Annotated in this window: 17 protein-coding genes and 2 tRNA genes; 12 read left to right on the forward strand and 7 right to left on the reverse strand. The window is 59.1% G+C overall.

What is annotated here, in order from left to right; translation table 11 throughout:
• Nucleotides 1-375: 375 nt before the first annotated feature.
• The 8 genes from AB5Z25_RS03645 (at nucleotide 376) to folB (ending at nucleotide 8,003) form a co-directional block, all read left to right on the forward strand.
• Entirely contained in the window at nucleotides 376-2,109 is a 1,734-nt protein-coding gene (locus AB5Z25_RS03645) for a glycoside hydrolase family 13 protein (protein ID WP_368134816.1), read from the forward strand.
• A 141-nt stretch (nucleotides 2,110-2,250) separates the two neighbouring features.
• Nucleotides 2,251-2,326, forward strand: a tRNA-Gly gene (locus AB5Z25_RS03650).
• Nucleotides 2,327-2,329: 3 nt separating this feature from the next.
• Nucleotides 2,330-2,404 (forward strand) — tRNA-Val (locus AB5Z25_RS03655).
• A 632-nt stretch (nucleotides 2,405-3,036) separates the two neighbouring features.
• Nucleotides 3,037-5,259, forward strand: coding sequence for an anaerobic ribonucleoside-triphosphate reductase (gene nrdD, locus AB5Z25_RS03660; RefSeq protein ID WP_022094397.1), 2,223 nt, complete (start codon nucleotides 3,037-3,039; stop codon nucleotides 5,257-5,259).
• A gap of 427 nt (nucleotides 5,260-5,686) precedes the next feature.
• Nucleotides 5,687-6,268, forward strand: coding sequence for an anaerobic ribonucleoside-triphosphate reductase activating protein (gene nrdG / locus AB5Z25_RS03665; protein ID WP_368134817.1), 582 nt, complete (start codon nucleotides 5,687-5,689; stop codon nucleotides 6,266-6,268).
• Between the two features lie 66 nt (nucleotides 6,269-6,334).
• On the forward strand, nucleotides 6,335-6,892 hold the full coding sequence (folE, locus tag AB5Z25_RS03670) for a GTP cyclohydrolase I FolE (RefSeq protein WP_022094399.1): 558 nt from the start codon (nucleotides 6,335-6,337) through the stop codon (nucleotides 6,890-6,892).
• Nucleotide 6,893: 1 nt separating this feature from the next.
• Nucleotides 6,894-7,475: an HD domain-containing protein gene (locus AB5Z25_RS03675; protein WP_368134818.1), complete on the forward strand. Its 582-nt coding sequence runs from the start codon at nucleotides 6,894-6,896 to the stop codon at nucleotides 7,473-7,475.
• A 42-nt stretch (nucleotides 7,476-7,517) separates the two neighbouring features.
• On the forward strand, nucleotides 7,518-8,003 hold the full coding sequence (gene folB, locus AB5Z25_RS03680; protein ID WP_368134819.1) for a dihydroneopterin aldolase: 486 nt from the start codon (nucleotides 7,518-7,520) through the stop codon (nucleotides 8,001-8,003).
• Nucleotides 8,004-8,009: 6 nt separating this feature from the next.
• Here the strand turns inward: folB and AB5Z25_RS03685 are convergent, their stop codons facing one another.
• Nucleotides 8,010-8,819 carry a M48 family metallopeptidase gene (locus AB5Z25_RS03685; RefSeq protein ID WP_368134820.1) on the reverse strand — a complete coding sequence of 270 codons (810 nt, stop codon included), beginning with the start codon at nucleotides 8,817-8,819 and terminating at the stop codon, nucleotides 8,010-8,012.
• 41 nt (nucleotides 8,820-8,860) lie between these two features.
• Nucleotides 8,861-9,874, reverse strand: a complete 1,014-nt coding sequence (locus tag AB5Z25_RS03690; protein WP_368134821.1) for a dipeptidase — start codon at nucleotides 9,872-9,874, stop codon at nucleotides 8,861-8,863.
• 120 nt (nucleotides 9,875-9,994) lie between these two features.
• Here AB5Z25_RS03690 and AB5Z25_RS03695 point away from each other — a divergent pair, with 120 nt between their 5' ends.
• From AB5Z25_RS03695 to AB5Z25_RS03705, 3 genes are all read left to right on the forward strand, one after another.
• Complete coding sequence (locus AB5Z25_RS03695) at nucleotides 9,995-10,423, forward strand: FKBP-type peptidyl-prolyl cis-trans isomerase (RefSeq protein WP_117640821.1); 429 nt, start codon at nucleotides 9,995-9,997, stop codon at nucleotides 10,421-10,423.
• Between the two features lie 3 nt (nucleotides 10,424-10,426).
• Entirely contained in the window at nucleotides 10,427-11,005 is a 579-nt protein-coding gene (locus AB5Z25_RS03700) for an urease accessory protein UreE (protein WP_117770167.1), read from the forward strand.
• An 82-nt stretch (nucleotides 11,006-11,087) separates the two neighbouring features.
• Nucleotides 11,088-11,885 carry an HAD-IIB family hydrolase gene (locus tag AB5Z25_RS03705; RefSeq protein ID WP_346979407.1) on the forward strand — a complete coding sequence of 266 codons (798 nt, stop codon included), beginning with the start codon at nucleotides 11,088-11,090 and terminating at the stop codon, nucleotides 11,883-11,885.
• A 76-nt stretch (nucleotides 11,886-11,961) separates the two neighbouring features.
• Here AB5Z25_RS03705 and AB5Z25_RS03710 read toward each other — a convergent pair whose 3' ends face one another.
• The 5 genes from AB5Z25_RS03710 to AB5Z25_RS03730 form a co-directional block, all read right to left on the reverse strand.
• On the reverse strand, nucleotides 11,962-12,342 hold the full coding sequence (locus AB5Z25_RS03710) for a Fur family transcriptional regulator (protein WP_172677978.1): 381 nt from the start codon (nucleotides 12,340-12,342) through the stop codon (nucleotides 11,962-11,964).
• Nucleotides 12,343-12,403: 61 nt separating this feature from the next.
• On the reverse strand, nucleotides 12,404-12,814 hold the full coding sequence (locus AB5Z25_RS03715; RefSeq protein ID WP_117583885.1) for an acylphosphatase: 411 nt from the start codon (nucleotides 12,812-12,814) through the stop codon (nucleotides 12,404-12,406).
• Between the two features lie 2 nt (nucleotides 12,815-12,816).
• Entirely contained in the window at nucleotides 12,817-13,923 is a 1,107-nt protein-coding gene (locus AB5Z25_RS03720) for a Gfo/Idh/MocA family protein (RefSeq protein WP_368134822.1), read from the reverse strand.
• A gap of 75 nt (nucleotides 13,924-13,998) precedes the next feature.
• A complete protein-coding gene (gene rnhA, locus AB5Z25_RS03725) occupies nucleotides 13,999-14,535 on the reverse strand; it encodes a ribonuclease HI (protein ID WP_117637459.1) in 537 nt (178 codons plus the stop codon).
• 48 nt (nucleotides 14,536-14,583) lie between these two features.
• Nucleotides 14,584-15,486 carry a LysR family transcriptional regulator gene (locus AB5Z25_RS03730; RefSeq protein WP_117770163.1) on the reverse strand — a complete coding sequence of 301 codons (903 nt, stop codon included), beginning with the start codon at nucleotides 15,484-15,486 and terminating at the stop codon, nucleotides 14,584-14,586.
• Nucleotides 15,487-15,759: 273 nt separating this feature from the next.
• Here AB5Z25_RS03730 and AB5Z25_RS03735 point away from each other — a divergent pair, with 273 nt between their 5' ends.
• Complete coding sequence (locus AB5Z25_RS03735) at nucleotides 15,760-17,070, forward strand: O-acetylhomoserine aminocarboxypropyltransferase/cysteine synthase family protein (protein WP_346979405.1); 1,311 nt, start codon at nucleotides 15,760-15,762, stop codon at nucleotides 17,068-17,070.
• Nucleotides 17,071-17,257: the final 187 nt, after the last annotated feature.

Raw genomic sequence — 17,257 nt, forward strand, 5'->3', positions numbered from 1 at the left:
CGCCTTTAGACGCGAGCCCGGAGCCCGTGGGTTATACCCTAAGAGCAAACCACCCTTTTTAAGGGTGGTTCTGATTTGACGCTGCGCGAGCCCCGGGCACCCCATCTTGCCCCTCAATCGTCGGTCGCGTACATAAAGTACGCTTCCCTCCTCTTTCGCGGCAACCTGAGGCACCCGGAGCCCGCTCGCTGTCGTGGCCGGGAAAGTGGGTCTTCCGTTCTTTTCACTAATCGGTCGATTCGTCCCAGGAGGCTTGAACCCGAGAGGGGTCGAGCATTTTGGGTCGTGGCTGTGGCGTTGTTTGCCGCGGATGTCCGCTTTGGGCGTATCATCGTGGGCATCTCGCAAAACCTCGTTGCAAGGGAGACTCATCCCATGTCTACAGAAAAGTCCTCGTCGCGCTCATGGATGTCCGATGCCGCGATCTATCAGATCTACCCGCGCTCGTTTAAGGATTCGACTGGTTCGGGTCTGGGCGATATCGCGGGCATTACCCAGCAGATGGACTATCTTGAGCGGCTGGGTATCGAGGCCATCTGGCTGAGTCCGTTTTACCCATCGCCTCTTGTCGATGGCGGCTATGATGTGGCGGACTACTGCGATGTCGACCCACGTCTCGGCTCGCTTGACGACTTCGATGACATGATCGCTGCGGCTCACGCGCGCGGCATCAAGGTCATCGTCGACATCGTACCCAACCATTCATCCAACCAGCACCCCTGGTTCAAAGCCGCTCTTGCCGCCGGCCCCGGATCGCCCGAGCGCGCCCGTTATATCTTCCGCGATGGTCGCGGCGAGCATGGCGAGCTGCCTCCCACCAATTGGAATGCCAACTTTGGCGGCCCCGCCTGGACGCGTGTTGCGGACGGTCAGTGGTATCTGCACATGTTTACGCCCGAGCAGCCGGACTTTGACTGGTCATGCCCCGAGGTTCACGCGTTCTTTTGCGATGTCCTGGCGTTTTGGAGCGATCGAGGCGTCGATGGCTTTCGCATTGATGTGGCGCACGGTCTCGCCAAGGATCTCGACCGCGATGACCTCGACCGGTGGCATCTCGCCGAGGGCGATGACATGGTTGACGACGGCACCCATCCGCTGTGGGACCGCAACGAGGTCCACGAGATCTATCGCGAGTGGCGCCGCGTGTTCGACCGCTATAATCCGCCGCGCAGCGCCGTTGCCGAGGCGTGGGTGCTGCCCGAGCGCCAGTATCTCTACGCGCGTCCCAGCGAACTTGGCCAGACATTCAACTTTGAGTTCGCCAAGGCCACTTGGACCTATGATGACATGCACGCTGCAATCGAGGAGGGCTTGAAGGCGGCCATCGAATCCGATTCCGCCTCGACCTGGGTACTCTCCAACCACGACGTGCCGCGCGTGGCGACACGCTATGCCCTGCCGCAAATCAAGGCGACGCGCTACCACCAGATTGCGCTCGACTGGCTCTTACGCGACGGGTCGTCTTATGACGAGGACCGTGAACTCGGCGAGCGCCGCGCGCGGGCGGCCCTTTTGCTTGAGCTGGCGCTTCCGGGCTCGGCATACGTGTATCAGGGTGAGGAGCTCGGCCTTTTTGAGGTTGCTGACATTCCGTGGGCTGCACTCGAAGATCCCACTGCGACCAATACGCACGGATCGAAGCGCGAGAAGGGGCGCGACGGCTGTCGTGTGCCCCTGCCGTGGGTGGCGGCGGACGATCCCGCGCAGGGCGGATCGTTTGGGTTTTCACCGGCGGACGCCGATACGGCGCCCCATCTGCCGCAGCCTGCATGGTTTTCCGATTACGCTGCCGATAGGGAAGAAGCGGACCCGACATCGATGCTTGCGCTCTATCGTGACGCCCTTTGGCTGCGGCGCAAGCTGCGCGGGCGCGCCAACGATCTTGCGTGGCTCGATCTTGACGGGCGCACTGGCCTTGCGGATGGTGCCGAGGGCACTGAGGGCGGCGTCATCGCCTATCGCCGCGACAACGGCTGGGCGTGTGTGACGAACTTCGGCGCAGCGCCCGTGGAACTGCCGGCGGGCAGGGTCCTGCTCACCTCATCACCGCTTGCAGACGGCAGGCTCGCGCAGGACAGCTCTGCCTGGATCATGCTCTCTGAGTTGTAGGGGTCTCTTGCGGCGAGTTTGCGTTTGCCTGCGCCTTCCGTGGTGGCTGATGTCTTCGCGAGGTTCGCGAGGGCGTTGCAAAACTTTTCAAAAAAAGTTCTTGCATAGGATGCGGGCATCACGTAAGATTAATCCTCGTAAGCGGACATGGCTCAGTTGGTAGAGCACAACCTTGCCAAGGTTGGGGTCGCGGGTTCGAGCCCCGTTGTCCGCTCCATTTGGGCGTTTAGCTCAGGGGGAGAGCGCTTCCCTGACACGGAAGAGGTCAGAAGTTCAAATCTTCTAACGCCCACCAAATGTTCGCAGCCCAGAGGCTTTGCCTCTGGGCTGTTTTGTTTTGCTACCAAGCACGCCGCCAAATAAGCCACCAAATATTGATCCAAGGTCCGTACGCGATGGTCTTCGCATCCCGTAGAGGTGCCGGCAGATTGCATACGTCCTGGCCGATCGTGACCGCAACATGTTGGTCAAGCATAATCTTTTGGATTCTTTTGGCGTGAGCGGCTTGGTTTTGGTAGGATTTGTCAGCGGCTTGACTAAGGGGGTTTTATAACTGCCATGCAGGTAGCCGTGTTGGTAACGTTTTACCGACTTGCCAAGAACCCCTCATAATTAATGCGTCTGCAAAATGACCAATTGCTTTGACCTGCTGAAACACTATATGTTGTGTTTGAACTAAAAAAAGAATACAGGATATAGATGCGTCTTTGTCGTATGATAGATGGCGGACAGAGAACGAAGACCTTATTCGTCCCATTTGGACACGCCTTTGAGCCGCTTGATCGGCCGCGAGGATTGTCCGCATGAGGACTTATGGTTTATCGAGAACACAGATTGCGCGACGGCGCCGCAAGACAGGGGCAAGCCCTGCCGGGCATCGTTTGGCTCTGAAGCGCAATGAGGCTACGACGCGAAAGAGGCAAGAGGATGAAGATCATCAAGCGCAGCGGCACCGAGGTTGTCTTTGACATCGATAAGATCGTCAATGCCATCCGCGCCGCAAACTTGGAGGTCGAGGAGAGCTCTCGTCTTACCGACCGCCAGGTGGTTTACGCGGCACAAAACGTCGCCGAGGCATGTGAGAACGCGGGCCACACCGTGTCGGTCGAGGAGATTCAGGATCTGGTCGAGGACGAGATCATGCGTCTCGACTGCTACGAGGTTGCCCGCCACTACATCATCTATCGCTATGTTCAGAGCCTGAAGCGCCAGAAGAACACGACCGACGACAAGATTCTGTCGCTGATCGAGTGCAACAACGAAGAGGTCAAGCAGGAGAACTCCAACAAGAACCCGACCGTCAATTCCGTTCAGCGTGACTACATGGCCGGCGAGATCTCCAAGGACCTGACTCAGCGTGTGCTGCTGCCCCAGGAGATCGTGGATGCCCATAATGAGGGCCTGATTCATTTCCACGATTCGGATTACTTTGCCCAGCACATGCACAACTGCGATCTGGTGAACCTGGAGGACATGCTCCAGAACGGCACTGTTATCTCGGGTACGCTGATTGAGAAGCCGCACAGCTTCTCGACCGCCTGCAACATCGCGACGCAGATCATCGCCCAGGTTGCTTCCTCCCAGTACGGTGGCCAGTCGATTTCGCTGACCCATCTTGCCCCGTTCGTCGAGGTGAGCCGTCAAAAGATTCGCGGCGAGGTCGCCCGCGAGCTCGAGGAGCTCGGCGTTTCCGCATCTCCCGAAAAGGTCCGCGAGGTCGTTGAGGACCGTCTGCGTGACGAGATTCGTCGCGGCGTCCAGACGATCCAGTATCAGGTCGTGACGCTTATGACCACGAACGGCCAGGCGCCGTTCGTGACGGTCTTTATGTATCTTAACGAGGCCCGTACGCCTCAGGAGAAGCACGACCTTGCCATGATCGTGGAGGAGACGCTTCGCCAGCGCTACGAGGGCGTTAAGAACGAGGCCGGCGTGTGGATTACCCCGGCATTCCCCAAGCTCATCTATGTACTCGAGGACGATAACGTTCACGAGAATTCCCCGTACTTCTACCTGACCCAGCTGGCCGCTAAGTGCACCGCCAAGCGCATGGTGCCCGACTACATCTCCGAGAAGAAGATGCGCGAGCTCAAGCTGTCGAAGGGCGAGACCGCGGGCAACGGCGACTGCTATACCTGCATGGGCTGCCGCAGCTTCCTGACGCCTGACCGTTCCGGTAACGGATTTAACAACGTGGCCAACGCGCTGAACTATGATCCGAACAAGCCCAAGTACTATGGTCGCTTTAACCAGGGCGTCGTGACCATCAACCTGCCTGATGTCGCACTGAGCTCGCATCAGGACATGGACAAGTTCTGGAAGATCTTCGATGAGCGCCTTGAGCTGTGCCACCGTGCCCTGCTGTGCCGTCATGAGCGCCTGATGGGTACGCTTTCGGATGCCGCACCGATTCTTTGGCAGTACGGTGCCCTCGCTCGTCTGAAGAAGGGCGAGACAATCGACAAGCTGCTCGTGGGCGGATACTCCACCATCAGCCTGGGCTATGCCGGCCTGTATGAGTGCGTCAAGTACATGACGGGCCACAGCCACACCGAGAAGGAGGGCACGCCCTTTGCCATGGCCGTCATGCAGCGCATGAACGACAAGTGCGCGGAGTGGAAGGCCGAAAGCGATATTGACTTCTCGCTGTACGGTACCCCGCTTGAGTCGACGACCTACAAGTTCGCCAAGTGCCTGCAGCGTCGTTTTGGCATCATCCCGGGCGTGACGGACAAGGGCTACATCACCAACAGCTACCACGTCCACGTGTCCGAGGAGATCGACGCATTCGACAAGCTCAAGTTCGAGGGTATGTTCCAGCAACTTTCGCCGGGCGGTGCCATCTCCTATGTCGAGGTTCCCAACATGCAGGACAACCTCAAGGCTGTCATCCGCGTGATGCAGTACATCTACGACAACATCATGTACGCCGAGCTCAACACCAAGAGCGATTATTGCCAGGTGTGCGGCTACGACGGCGAGATCAAGATTGTCGAGGATGACGGCAAGCTGGTGTGGGAGTGCCCCAACTGCGGCAATCGCGACCAGGAGAAGATGAACGTCGCTCGTCGTACGTGCGGCTACATCGGTACCCAATTCTGGAACCAGGGTCGAACCGAGGAGATCCGCGACCGCGTGCTGCATCTCTAATACCGCTCCGGGGCTGAACCGAGAGGGCCGCTTGGGCATTTGCTCGCTATTTCGGACAGTCCTGCGCAAGACGAAGGCCACATTAAGTGGCCTTCTTTGCGTGCGGAACTCATATCGAGCAAATGCCCAAGCGGCCCTCTCGGTTCAGCCAAGTTGACGTAGCTGAGATGCAGCGCGCGGCCTGCTCGCTCCTCGAAGTTCTTAGCGGAAATAATTCGAGCTGCAGCTGCGATTTACTTGCGATAGCGGTTGAGCTGCAACAAAGTTTTTATTGGACCTCGAACCCTATACTCGATGTTCGCTTCGTTCATTGAGTTACCCTTTGCATGAGGCCGGGACATATCGTCCCGCCCGCAGTTTCGCAGGCCGAAGGCCGAGAATGTTTGAGGACGGGATGATATGTCCCGGCCTCCCGGGAGAGTTACCTATGAACTACGCGAACATTAAGTATTTCGACATTGCTGATGGGGAAGGCGTTCGTACTTCTCTGTTTGTGAGCGGGTGCCGTCGCGGGTGCAAGAATTGCTTTAACTCCGTCGCGTGGGACTTTGCTGCGGGCGAGCCGTTCGATCGCGCCGTCGAGGACAAAATTATCGAGAGTCTCGATCATCCCTTTATCGATGGCCTGACGATTCTGGGTGGCGAGCCCATGGAGCCCGAGAATCAGGCGGGGCTTGTTGACTTTATCGAACGCGTGCGTGCGGCCTATCCCGCGGGGTCGGGCAAGACCATTTGGTGCTTTACCGGCGACGTGCTCGAGGAGCTTATGCCGGGTGGTCGTCACCATACCGAGGCGACGGACCGTATCCTTGCCTGCCTCGATATGTTGGTGGATGGCCCGTTTGTTCAGGATCTGTACGATATCTCATTGCGCTTTAGGGGCTCGAGTAACCAGCGTGTGATCGATATGAACGCTACGCGCGACCGTGCTGAGCGCGAGGGCGTTGCGCTTTGTGATGCGGTTGAACTTTGGCGTGATGATCCGGTCTATTCGACCCATACTATGTAGCTTGTGGTCGATGCCAAAGGGCGTGGTACCATAGCGCGAACGTGAAATCGGAAAAGTGAGGCCCAGATGGTCGATCAGGAAAAAGTCGAGGCCGCCATTAAGCTGTTGCTTGAGGGCATAGGCGAGGACCCAACTCGTGAGGGCCTGCTGGAGACCCCGGCGCGCGTTGCCCGTATGTATGGTGAGATCGCCGGCGGTATGGACCAGAGTGCCGAGGAGCACCTGTCCAAAACCTTTGCCGTCGCTTCGAACGACTTGGTTATCGAGCGCGATATCACGTTTTACTCGCTGTGTGAGCATCATCTGCTGCCGTTTTATGGCAAGGCCGCGATCGGCTATATCCCTAACGGTCGCGTGGCGGGTCTGTCTAAGCTCGCTCGCACGGTTGAAGTCTATGCCCGTCGTCTGCAACTGCAGGAGCAGCTGTGTGCGCAGGTTGCCGACGCCCTCATGGATTATCTCGCTCCCCAGGGAGCGATTGTGCTCATGGAGGCTGAGCATATGTGCATGACCATGCGCGGCGTGCAGAAGCCCGGCACCAAGACCGTGACGCTCGCTCGCCGCGGCGTCTTTGAGACCGATCCCGCGCTCGAGGAGCGGTTCTTTAGGATGCTGGGCCGTTAGCATGAGGGTCGTCAACGACTTTACATCGAAGACCGATGAGGGGACGTCGCGTCGCGGCTTTATGGCTTCGGGCCTGACTCCCTTTGGTGCCATGCCTCGCATTGATTACATTTGTGCCAACGGGCTGTTCCGTCGGCACCTGGGCAACATTGCACAGTTGGAATCGGGGCGCATCTTCTGCCGCCACGGCATTAACCATCTTCTCGATGTCGCTCGCATTATGTGGATCAAGAATCTCGAGGAACAGCTCGAATTTGACCGCGAGGTCATCTACGCCACGGCACTTCTTCACGATATCGGCAAAGATGAACAGTATGAATCGGGTATATCCCATGATGTTGCAAGCGAACGCGTCGCTGATGCGATTCTCGGCGGCATGCCCGATGATGTGGCGTTTGATCCGGCCGATGCCGCAGCCATTAAGACGGCCATTCTGGGCCATCGAAAGCTGCGCGTGAACAGCCAACCGCTTGAGCGTCTGCTCTATGCAGCCGACAAAGCGTCGCGCGCCTGCTTTGCATGCCCCGTGCGCAATGCTTGCAACTGGAGCGATGATAAAAAGAACCTGTCGATTCGCGTGTAGTTAGTTGCGCGGTCGGGGTTCTAAACGAAGGAGACGATCGCGATGAGTAACAAGAAACTGCCCGAGAATGCAACCAAGACTGAAGGCGCCGAGCTCGCCCGCCGTGGAAGGGGCGAAATATCCACTGCAACGGCGGTGCCCCACGTGAGCTATGACGATCTTCGCCATGCCGATCGCATTACTATCGACGGTCTCGAGGTCTTTGCCAACCACGGCGTGTATCCCGAAGAGAACGCGCTGGGCCAGAAATTCATCGTGTCCTTGGTGCTCTATGCCGACTTGCGTGCAGCGGGAGAGCACGATGACTTGGACGCCTCGATTGACTATGGCTCGGTGTGCCACGATGTCGATGGCTATCTGCGCGAGCATACGTTTAAGCTCATCGAGGCTGCAGCCGAGGGTGTGGCCTCGATGCTGCTACGTCGTTACCCCCTGCTGCTTGGCGTGCGCGTTAAGCTCGATAAGCCTTGGGCGCCCGTCGGTCTTCCCCTGGCAAGCTGCGGTGTCGAGATCGAGCGCGTGCGCTAACCGGTTCTAATAAATCTCTATGGGTGGCTGCTTGAGCCGCTGTGACAGCGCTCTATTGTTGGGGCAGTACGTGTCGAGCAGGGCGTGAAACCGCTGATTGTGGCTTGGCTCGAGCAAGTGGACGAGCTCGTGGGCGACAACCATGTCGAGGCATTCGACGGGATAGGCGGCAAGTTCTCGTGCGATGCGAACGGCGCCGGATTTGGGCGTGCATGAGCCCCAACGCGTTTTCATGCTGCGTACGGAAACGCGGGAAACGGCGACACCCATTGCGATTTCGTATGCGTGCACCATATCGCGTAGCGCCGATGTGACTTCGGACGTATAGAGCTGGTCGATGTGGGCTTGGAGCTCATCGGACGTTAGGCCGTCGAGGATTGCGTGCCGCTTTGGCTGTGGGCTTTCGTCCGATTCATCGGTACCCATAAAACATGCGAAGGTGGCCTGTTTGGGCCGCGGTGCGGGTGATGCAAAGTTGTGATCGAGCGCATCCTGTACCGTGACGGGCTTGCCCCAAAGTGCAATGATGGACGAGGGACTGAGCGGCTCTCGCGCCGTCGCCTGACGTCGCTCACGCTGGGCAAGTCGGTTGACAATCCAGGCACTGTTGCGCTTTACAAACGCTTCGATGCGCTCGCGGCTGGCGCCGAGCGGTGCACTGGCGTGGACCTCACCACTCGATGTGACGCGTAGGTTGAAGTTCTTGACGCGCTTTTTGGTAACTACGACGGGGATGGGCGTCCCATCCGGTCGGGATACGGAAATCGTAAACTGCTGCGTCAAAAGCGGTCCTTCAGATTGGGGACGGGCCGGCATGTCGACCGTTCGGCATGCCGGCCCGCTCAAGGGATGTGAAATTAATAACGCTCGAAGAAGGCAAGCGCGTTGTCGCTGCAGAGCTTTTGCATCACGGTCTTGCCAAAATGCTTGGAAAGCATGTTCTGGAACTCGGGCATCTTGCTGGCATCGGAGAGGAAAGCGGGCACAGTGGCGCCGTCCCAGTCGCCGCCGAGCGCGATGACGTCCTCGCCGCCCAGGTCGAGCCAGTGCTCGATATGTGCCGCCAGCTGGTCGAAGGTGACGTCTGCGGCGGTCTTGTCGGTTGCGCCGTTGGAAAGGAACTCGCTGCAGTAGTTGAGGCCGACGATGCCACCCATGTCGCGAATGGTGCGGAACTGGTCGTCGGTAAGGTTGCGTTTGGCGCCGCAAACCGCACGGGAGTTGGAGTGGCTGGCGACGAAGGGACGCGTGGCGCGGGCGGCGACCTCGTCAAAGCACTCATCGTTGAGGTGGGAGACGTCAAGTACCATGCCGGCGTGCTCCATCTGCGTAAGCGCCTCGATGCCGGCGGCGGTGAGGCCGGCGTGGGTGTCGTGGCCGCTCGCGAGCGGTCCCTGCGCGTTCCAGCTGAGTGATGACATGAGTACGCCCAGGCTCTTGAGCACCTCGATCAGCGCGGGGTCTTCGGCAAAGAACGTCGCGTTTTCGATGGTGTGGATGCAAGCGACCTTGCCGTCCTTGAGCGCAGGGCGAATGTCTGCCGCGCTGCGTACGTTGACCATGCGGTCGTGGTTGAGCATTGCCTGGCCGCTCATGTGTGCCATGATCTGCGCCTGGAAGCGCGCAGCGTGGGCGGTGGGAATCTCATCGGGGACAAACGTGGCGAAGCACTGTGCCCACGGCGTGTTGCCGATCTTTGCGAGCGAGATGGCGCAGGCGTTGCCCTCGATGAGGTCGAAATCTTGCGGATGCGTTTCGTCGCCGGGGAAATAACCGTCGGTGCCGGCGGTAAAGCGCAGGTCGAGATCGAGCGTGGCCCAGCCGATGCGGTCGGCGGTGTCGCAGTGTAGGTCAAATACGGGATATGCCATGGTTCCTCCGGTTGCAGCGTTTCTTTGCAAACTGTCTTTGAATTGTATGACTAGGGTATAGTTAGCGCCATATGTTCACGGCGGCCCGCGTTGTGCGCCGCCCTTATCACGGAGGTTACCATGTCCAACCAGGGCAAGAAGGTCAAGACTCATTATCGCGGCACGCTCGACGACGGCACGCAGTTCGATAGCTCCTACGATCGCGGCGAGCCGCTGGAGTTCACCTGCGGCGCCGGTCAGATGATCAAGGGCTTCGACGCCGCTGTTGTCGACATGCAGGTGGGCGAGAAGAAGACCGTGCACATTCCTGCTGCCGATGCCTACGGCGAGCACAACCCCGAGATGGTTATTACCTTCCCGGCCGAACAGGTTCCCAACATCGAGCAGATCGAGAAGGGCATGAAGCTTTTCCTGTCCACGCCGAGCGGCATGCCCGTCCCCGCCGTGGTCATAGACGTAACGCCCGAGGCCGTGACGCTCGACGCCAACCACGAGCTGGCCGGCAAGGACCTCAACTTTGATATCGAGCTCGTTGAGGTCGAGGATTAGAGTATGCCTGAACGCTTGGTTTCGACGACATGCTTGGGAAATCTCAACGATCCGTCCTATGAACTCCTGCTTCGCCGGAAGTTGGGCGGCGTCTTTGAAGTTGACGAGCTGCTGCTCGATTGGGACCAGGCTGATGTATGCGCGCTTGTGGGCGTGACGGAGCTGGGGCGCACGGTCGATGTTCGGCTGGATGCTGCCGACGGCGGTCGTTTTACCGACGGCGACGTGCTCGCCATCGACCGTTCGGGCATGGTGCCCGTGGCGGTTGTCGTGCGCCTGCGCAGTGCCGAGGTTTATTTGGTCGAAGTTGACCGCATGGACCCGATTGCGCTCGCGCATGCGTGCTGGGAGATCGGCAATATGCACGCGCCGCTTTTCCGAGGCGATTCGGACGAGTATACCGTGCGCATGTATACGCCGGTGCAGCCTGTTTTGGGCCGCATGCTCCGGGGCGTCGAGGGCGTTCGGCTCTCGGTGGTTACCCGTGAACTCGATGCGGACCGGCGCTTTGCGTCGAGTGCGGCGGATGCCGTCGTGAGCATGGCTCCCGACTTTACCATCGTAAAAAAGACGCGCGGCTAAGCGCGTGTATACGCAAGGCGGGCTTTGAGGGGCGACCAATCAAGGTCCGTCTTGCTGTTGATAGGAGGCTTTGGGGAAGCATATGGGTCTTGAGGGAATCAAGCTGATTGCATGCGATTTGGACGGCACGTTGCTGCATCCGGGGGAGCACGAGCCGCGTTCCGAGGCCTTTGAGCTCATCGATGAACTGCATCGTCGCGGCATCGTGTTTATGCCGGCGAGCGGTCGTCAATATGCGAGCTTGCGCTACCTGTTTGCCCCGGTGGCCGATGAGCTCGCCTATGTATGCGAAAACGGAGCCCTAGTGATGAACGAGGGGCGTGCCGTTGTCAAGCGTTCCATGGAGCGTAGCCTTGCTATGGATATCGCGAATGCCGTGGTTGCGTATCCCCATGCCGACGTGACCCTTTCGTGTGAGGGACACCTCTACACCATGAGCGGCAACGATGCGTTCGTCGACCATTTGCGCTATGAGGTCCACTGCGATGTGGCGGTGGTCGACCGTCCTGAGGACATCGACGAGGACGTCATTAAGATTGCCTTCCAGACGCCCGAGGTGGATCAGCCGGCGGCCCTGGAGTATTTTGAGCGCCTCTTTAGCGACCGTGTCGACGTGATGACGTCGGGAACCGAGTGGACGGACTTTATCGGCTTTGATTCGGGTAAGGGTTCCGCGCTTGCCGATTACGGTCGTGCCCTGGGAATTTCGCCCGACGAGATGATGGCGTTTGGCGATAACGAAAACGACCGCGACATGCTCAACGTCGTGGGCCATCCTTATCTAATGGAGAGCTGCAATCCCTCTATGCGTGGCATCAACGACCGCGTCCGCTACGTGCGCACGGTCGAAGAAGAACTGCGCCGCCTGCTCGCCGAGTAGATATATGTGGCATGCCTAGGAATCTCTTTTTGCTGCAGAGTGCAGAAAGGTGGATTTTAAGGCATGTCCCGAACATCTACCGGCAGTCGGGGCAGAGACCCTCGAAGATGGTGTAGTGCGACGTGACGTGCCAGCCGATTTGCTCGGATGCCTTGGCGTCGAGTTGGGCATCGAAGGGGAGCGGTACGTCGATGACGCGGCTGCACGAGGTGCAGATGATATGCGCATGCGGCTCGATCGTGCGATCGAAGCGGCTGCCGCCCGGCGTCTTGATGGAGAGAATCTCGCCGGCGTCGGCCAAGAGATTGAGGTTGCGGTAGACCGTGCCGCGGCTGATTTTGTCATCCTGCGCGCGCACGACGTTGTAGATTTCGTCGGCGGTGGGATGGTTATAGCTTTGGCGCACGGCGTCAAGAACCAGCTTTCGCTGCCTGGTATTCCTTCTTTGCACCGCCATGCGCCTCGCCTCTTTTCTATCAACGGTCGTAGGTAAATGATACCGTATTTAGCACACAATACTAATAACGAGGCGTGAAACCGTCTTCATTGGCAAGTGGGGCTCGGGCCTGGGCGTCTACGAGGCGAAAACGCGTTCCCATACGCTCGTAGGAGGCATGAAGCGCCTCGAGATGAGATAGGATATTTGCCGGAGCCCCCTGTATCTCCATCTCGACTGAGCCGTCTTCCATGTTACGCACCCAGCCGGTGAGCGCGCGTGCCTGCGCGAGGTTGGTGTTGGTAAAGCGAAAGCCAACGCCCTGGACTTGCCCCGCCCAGCGCAGGAAATAGCGCAGGGGAGTGTCTTGAGTGGCCTCGTCGCTTGCGAGCACAGTAAGCCTGCGGCGCAGCTCGAGCTCGACGTTTGATGGTTTTTGAGGCTCTCGACTGCCGCCGGTGACGCTGGAGAAGAACGTATCGAAGAGACCCATAGCTATGCCTGCTTGCCTGCGTCGGCTGGGAAGGTTATGCCGGCCTGCTGGCGCACGGCATCCATGATGCGCAGTGAGACGAGTGTGACATCGCGGTAGTGGCCAAGCTCGTGGCGTCCCGCCGGGGTCTCCCAAATCTCTTCCTTAACGTTATCGATGCCGCCGATGGCGGTGATAAAGTCTGTGAGTTCGTATTCCATAGTGTTGCTCGATTTGGGCAGGTCGAGCACGCGGCCGTTGTCTCCCTGTTCGCGCGGTGCCTCGGTCGCCGAGCCGCGTACGACGTCGCCGCGATAGTCGATGCGGACGTTGCGGGGCGTGGACAGATGGTCGATCTGGATAGTGCCACGCTCGCCTTCGATCTGCGAGGGCAACAGGTCGTTCGTTATTTTGGAGTGCGCGAGCTCGACGGAGATACGGCCACCGCCGTAGCTGGCGAGGATGGAACCGCAGCCATCGATGGGGCCGTGCGTGAGCTGTCGCGTGGTGGGATCGAGCAGGGTGGTCATGCTCGTAAGGCCGGAGGGCATGCCAAAGATCTCGACCATGGGCTCGACGGTATAGACGCCAATGTCCATGAGGGAACCCGATGCCATATTGCAGTCGAAGATATTGGTGGCGCGTCCCGCGAGAATCTCGTTGTAGCGCGAGGAATACTTGCCAAAGCGCAATGAGGCGCGGCGGATGGGGGCGATCTCGCCCAGGGCGTCCTCGATGGCGTGGAAGGCGGGATCGTGGAGGGGACGCATGGCCTCGAGGGCCACGACACCTGCTGCCTCGGCAGCGCGGAAGACTTCCAGCGCCTGCGCTTCGGTGGCGCAGAAGGGTTTCTCGACGATGACGTGCTTGCCACCGGCGATGCAGGCAAGGGCCTGCTCGTAGTGGAGCGCATTGGGGCTGCCGATGTAGACGGCGTCGACGTCGTCGGCGGACGCAAGCTCGTCAAGTGCGGTGAAGTTACGCTCGCCGCCGTGTTCGGCGGTAAAGGCGGCGCCGCACTCGGCATCGCGCGAGAGCGTGCCCACAAACGCGGCTTGGTCGTTGGCGTTGACGACCTGGATAAAGTCGTCGGTAATCATGGATGTGCCGATGGTCGCTATACGCAGCATGTATCCCCCTCGTGCCGTTCGGTTTACAGGATGAGTGTAGCGCGAGGGGGCAGGAAATAGCGTGCGAAAACGCCGTTACAGGTCGCTCTCGTTAAAGCCGGTATCGATATCGAGGTTGCTGCCGTCGGCCGCCGTGGTGGCGAGCTCATCGCAGCGCTCGTTGAGCTCGTGGCCGGCGTGACCCTTAACCCAGATGAACTCAACCTTGTGCTTGCTTTTGGCGGTGAGTAGGCGCTCCCACAGGTCGCGGTTCTTGACGGGCTGCTTGTTGGCGGTTTTCCATCCGCGCTTTTTCCAGCCGTCGATCCAGTGCTTGTTAAAGGCGTTGACGACGTACTGCGAATCGGAATGGACCTCGACCTCGCAGGGGCGGTTAAGTGCCTCGAGCGCCACGATGACCGCCATGAGCTCCATGCGGTTGTTGGTGGTCTTGGCGTAGCCGCGCGAAAGCTCGGAGGTGAAGGTCTTGCCGGCGGGGTTGGTGTATTTGAGCACGGCGCCGTAGCCGCCGCGTCCCGGATTTGATCGGGCCGAGCCGTCGGTATAGATGATGACCTTCACGGGCTTCCTTTCGTTGGGTACGTTTCGTGTGAGTGACCATTGTAGCGCCATGCCCGCCGGGGGCTAGCAATCTACGATTTCTACCCCGTCTTCCGACAGTTAGTTGGCATGGATGATGCGGTTGAGCTCGTCGAGGTATTGCTGCAAGAGGGGAGAGGGCTTGCGCTCGTCGTGCATGATATAGCCTACGTGCATCGTTGGGGCGTCTGCTAACGGGATCGATGCCATACCCCATTGCATTTCATTGGAGAGGACACCGGTCGACAGGGTGTAGCCGTTCGACGTGATAAGTAAGTTAGTAAGTGTTCCGCGGTCCGAGATTCGTATGTTGCGGTCGCAAGGGATATAGCTAAAAGGTTCCTCGGCGTAATAGAAGGAGTTTGAGGTTCCCTGCTCAAAGCTGTAGCGCGTATATGGTGTGAGGTCGGCAAGGGACAGCTGCGGGCGGCGGGCAAGCGGGTGGCGCTCGCTAACGAAGACGTGGACCGTCGCGTTGAATAGGGGATGGAAGCTCGCGCGCGCATCGGCAAAAGCCTTCTGCAGAACGCGGGCGTTAAAGTCGTCCAGATAGAGGATGCCGATGTCGCTGCGAAATGCGCGGACGTCATCGATGATCTGCGATGTGGTGGTCTCGCGCATGATGAACTCGAACTTGCTGTCGCGGCAGCGCTCGACTACGTTGACAAAGGCCTCGACCGAAAAGGCGTAGTGCTGGGCGGAAATGGCGAGGCGGGCTTGCGGGGTACCGCCGTCCTCGTAGCGGGCCTCGAGCATGTCGGCCTGCTCTACGACCTGGCGTGCATAACCCAAAAGCTCGGTGCCGTCGTTGGTGAGCGTGACGCCGCGGCTGGAGCGCGTAAAGATCTCCAGATTGAGTTCCTGTTCCAGGCTTTTGACGGCGTTTGAGATGTTGGACTGAGCGGTATAGAGGCGCTGAGCTGCGGCGTTAATTGAGCCGGATTCTGCCACGGCGATAAGAAAGCGAAGCTGCTGGAGGGTCATCGGCGCCCGTCCTTTCGATAGCTATCTAAAAAACCGATAACAGGTTAGCGCTTTTAAGTGATTGACCGAGGGAAACAATGCTCGTACTATTCAAAACACACAAAGGCGGTAGGTAATTAAGCCAACCACGGAACCGGGATGCGAAAGGAGGCCCGCATATGAATTGCTTACCAAGACGAATGCCGGGCTCCTGTTTGCGCCCGTCGGCGTGATCAGGAGACAGCGACTTACTTCTCTCTTTTTATTTACTTTTGTTCGATCAAGGAGATCATCATGAGCCTGTTCATCAACAACCCCGAGCACACCTTTGGTTTCGATACCCTGCAGCTTCACGTTGGCCAGGAGAGCGCCGATCCCGCATCCGACTCCCGCGCCGTGCCTATCTACCAGACCACGAGCTATGTGTTCCGCAATTCCCAGCACGCCGCCGACCGCTTTGGTCTTGCCGACGCCGGCAACATCTACGGCCGTCTGACCAACTCCACCCAGGGCGTCTTCGAGGACCGTATCGCCGCACTCGAGGGTGGCGTGGCAGGTCTTGCCGTCGCCTCCGGTGCCGCTGCCATCACCTATACCCTGCAGGCTCTCGCCCAGGCCGGTGACCACGTGGTCGCCCAGAAGACCATCTACGGCGGTTCCTACAACCTGCTGGAGCATACGCTCTCCCAGTTTGGCGTCGAGACCACGTTTGTCGATGCCCATAACCTGGAAGAGGTTGAGGGTGCCATCAGGGACAACACCACGGTCATCTATCTCGAGACGCTCGGCAACCCCAACTCCGACATCCCCAACATCGACGCCATCTCCGAGATCGCCAAGAAGCACGGTCTGCCGGTTGTCGTCGACAACACCTTCGGCACCCCGTATCTGTTCCGTCCGCTGGAGCATGGTGCCAACATCGTCGTTCACTCCGCAACCAAGTTCATCGGCGGCCACGGCACCTCGCTGGGCGGTGTGATCGTCGACGGCGGTAACTTCGATTGGAAGGCGAGCGGCAAGTATGCGCAGATCGCCGAGCCCAACCCCTCCTACCATGGCGTCTCGTTTGCCGAGGCTGCCGGTCCCGCCGCCTTCGCAACCTATGTCCGCGCTATCTTGCTGCGTGACGAGGGCGCCTGCATCAGCCCGTTCAACGCCTGGATCCTGCTCCAGGGCACCGAGACTCTGTCGCTGCGCGTTGACCGTCATGTCGAGAACACCAAGAAGGTCGTTGAGTTCCTGGCTGGTGACAGCCATGTCGCCAAGGTGAACCACCCGAGCCTGTCTGAGCACCCCGATCACGAGCTCTATCAGAAGTACTTCCCCAACGGCGGTGCCTCGATCTTTACCTTTGAGATTAAGGGTGGCCAGGAGGCCGCCTGGAAGTTCATCGATCATCTGCAGGTGTTCTCGCTGCTCGCCAACGTGGCCGACGTCAAGTCGCTCGTCGTGCACCCGGCTACCACCACGCACTCCCAGCTCTCTGCCGAGGAGCTCGCCGAGCAGAACATCACGCCCTCCACGATCCGTCTTTCCATCGGTACCGAGAACGCCGAGGATATCATTTGGGATCTGAAGCAGGCCTTCGCCGCGCTGGACGAGTAAGGCGACTTGTGCAAGGACCCCTTGCGACTCGATAGGTATAACTGCATAAAATGCCTGCTCAAGGCGCCTGTGCGAACAATGGTTGCACAGGCGCCTTTTTTGCATAGAGCGGGTGCAAAAACAGGGTTTTTGACACGCTTTATGCATTTGAGTTGTGGAAAACTCCTGTTGAGAGGATGTGAGTTTT

It is taken from the genome of Collinsella aerofaciens (genome assembly GCF_040910325.1).
GTDB classification, from domain to species: Bacteria; Actinomycetota; Coriobacteriia; order Coriobacteriales; family Coriobacteriaceae; genus Collinsella; species Collinsella aerofaciens_BL.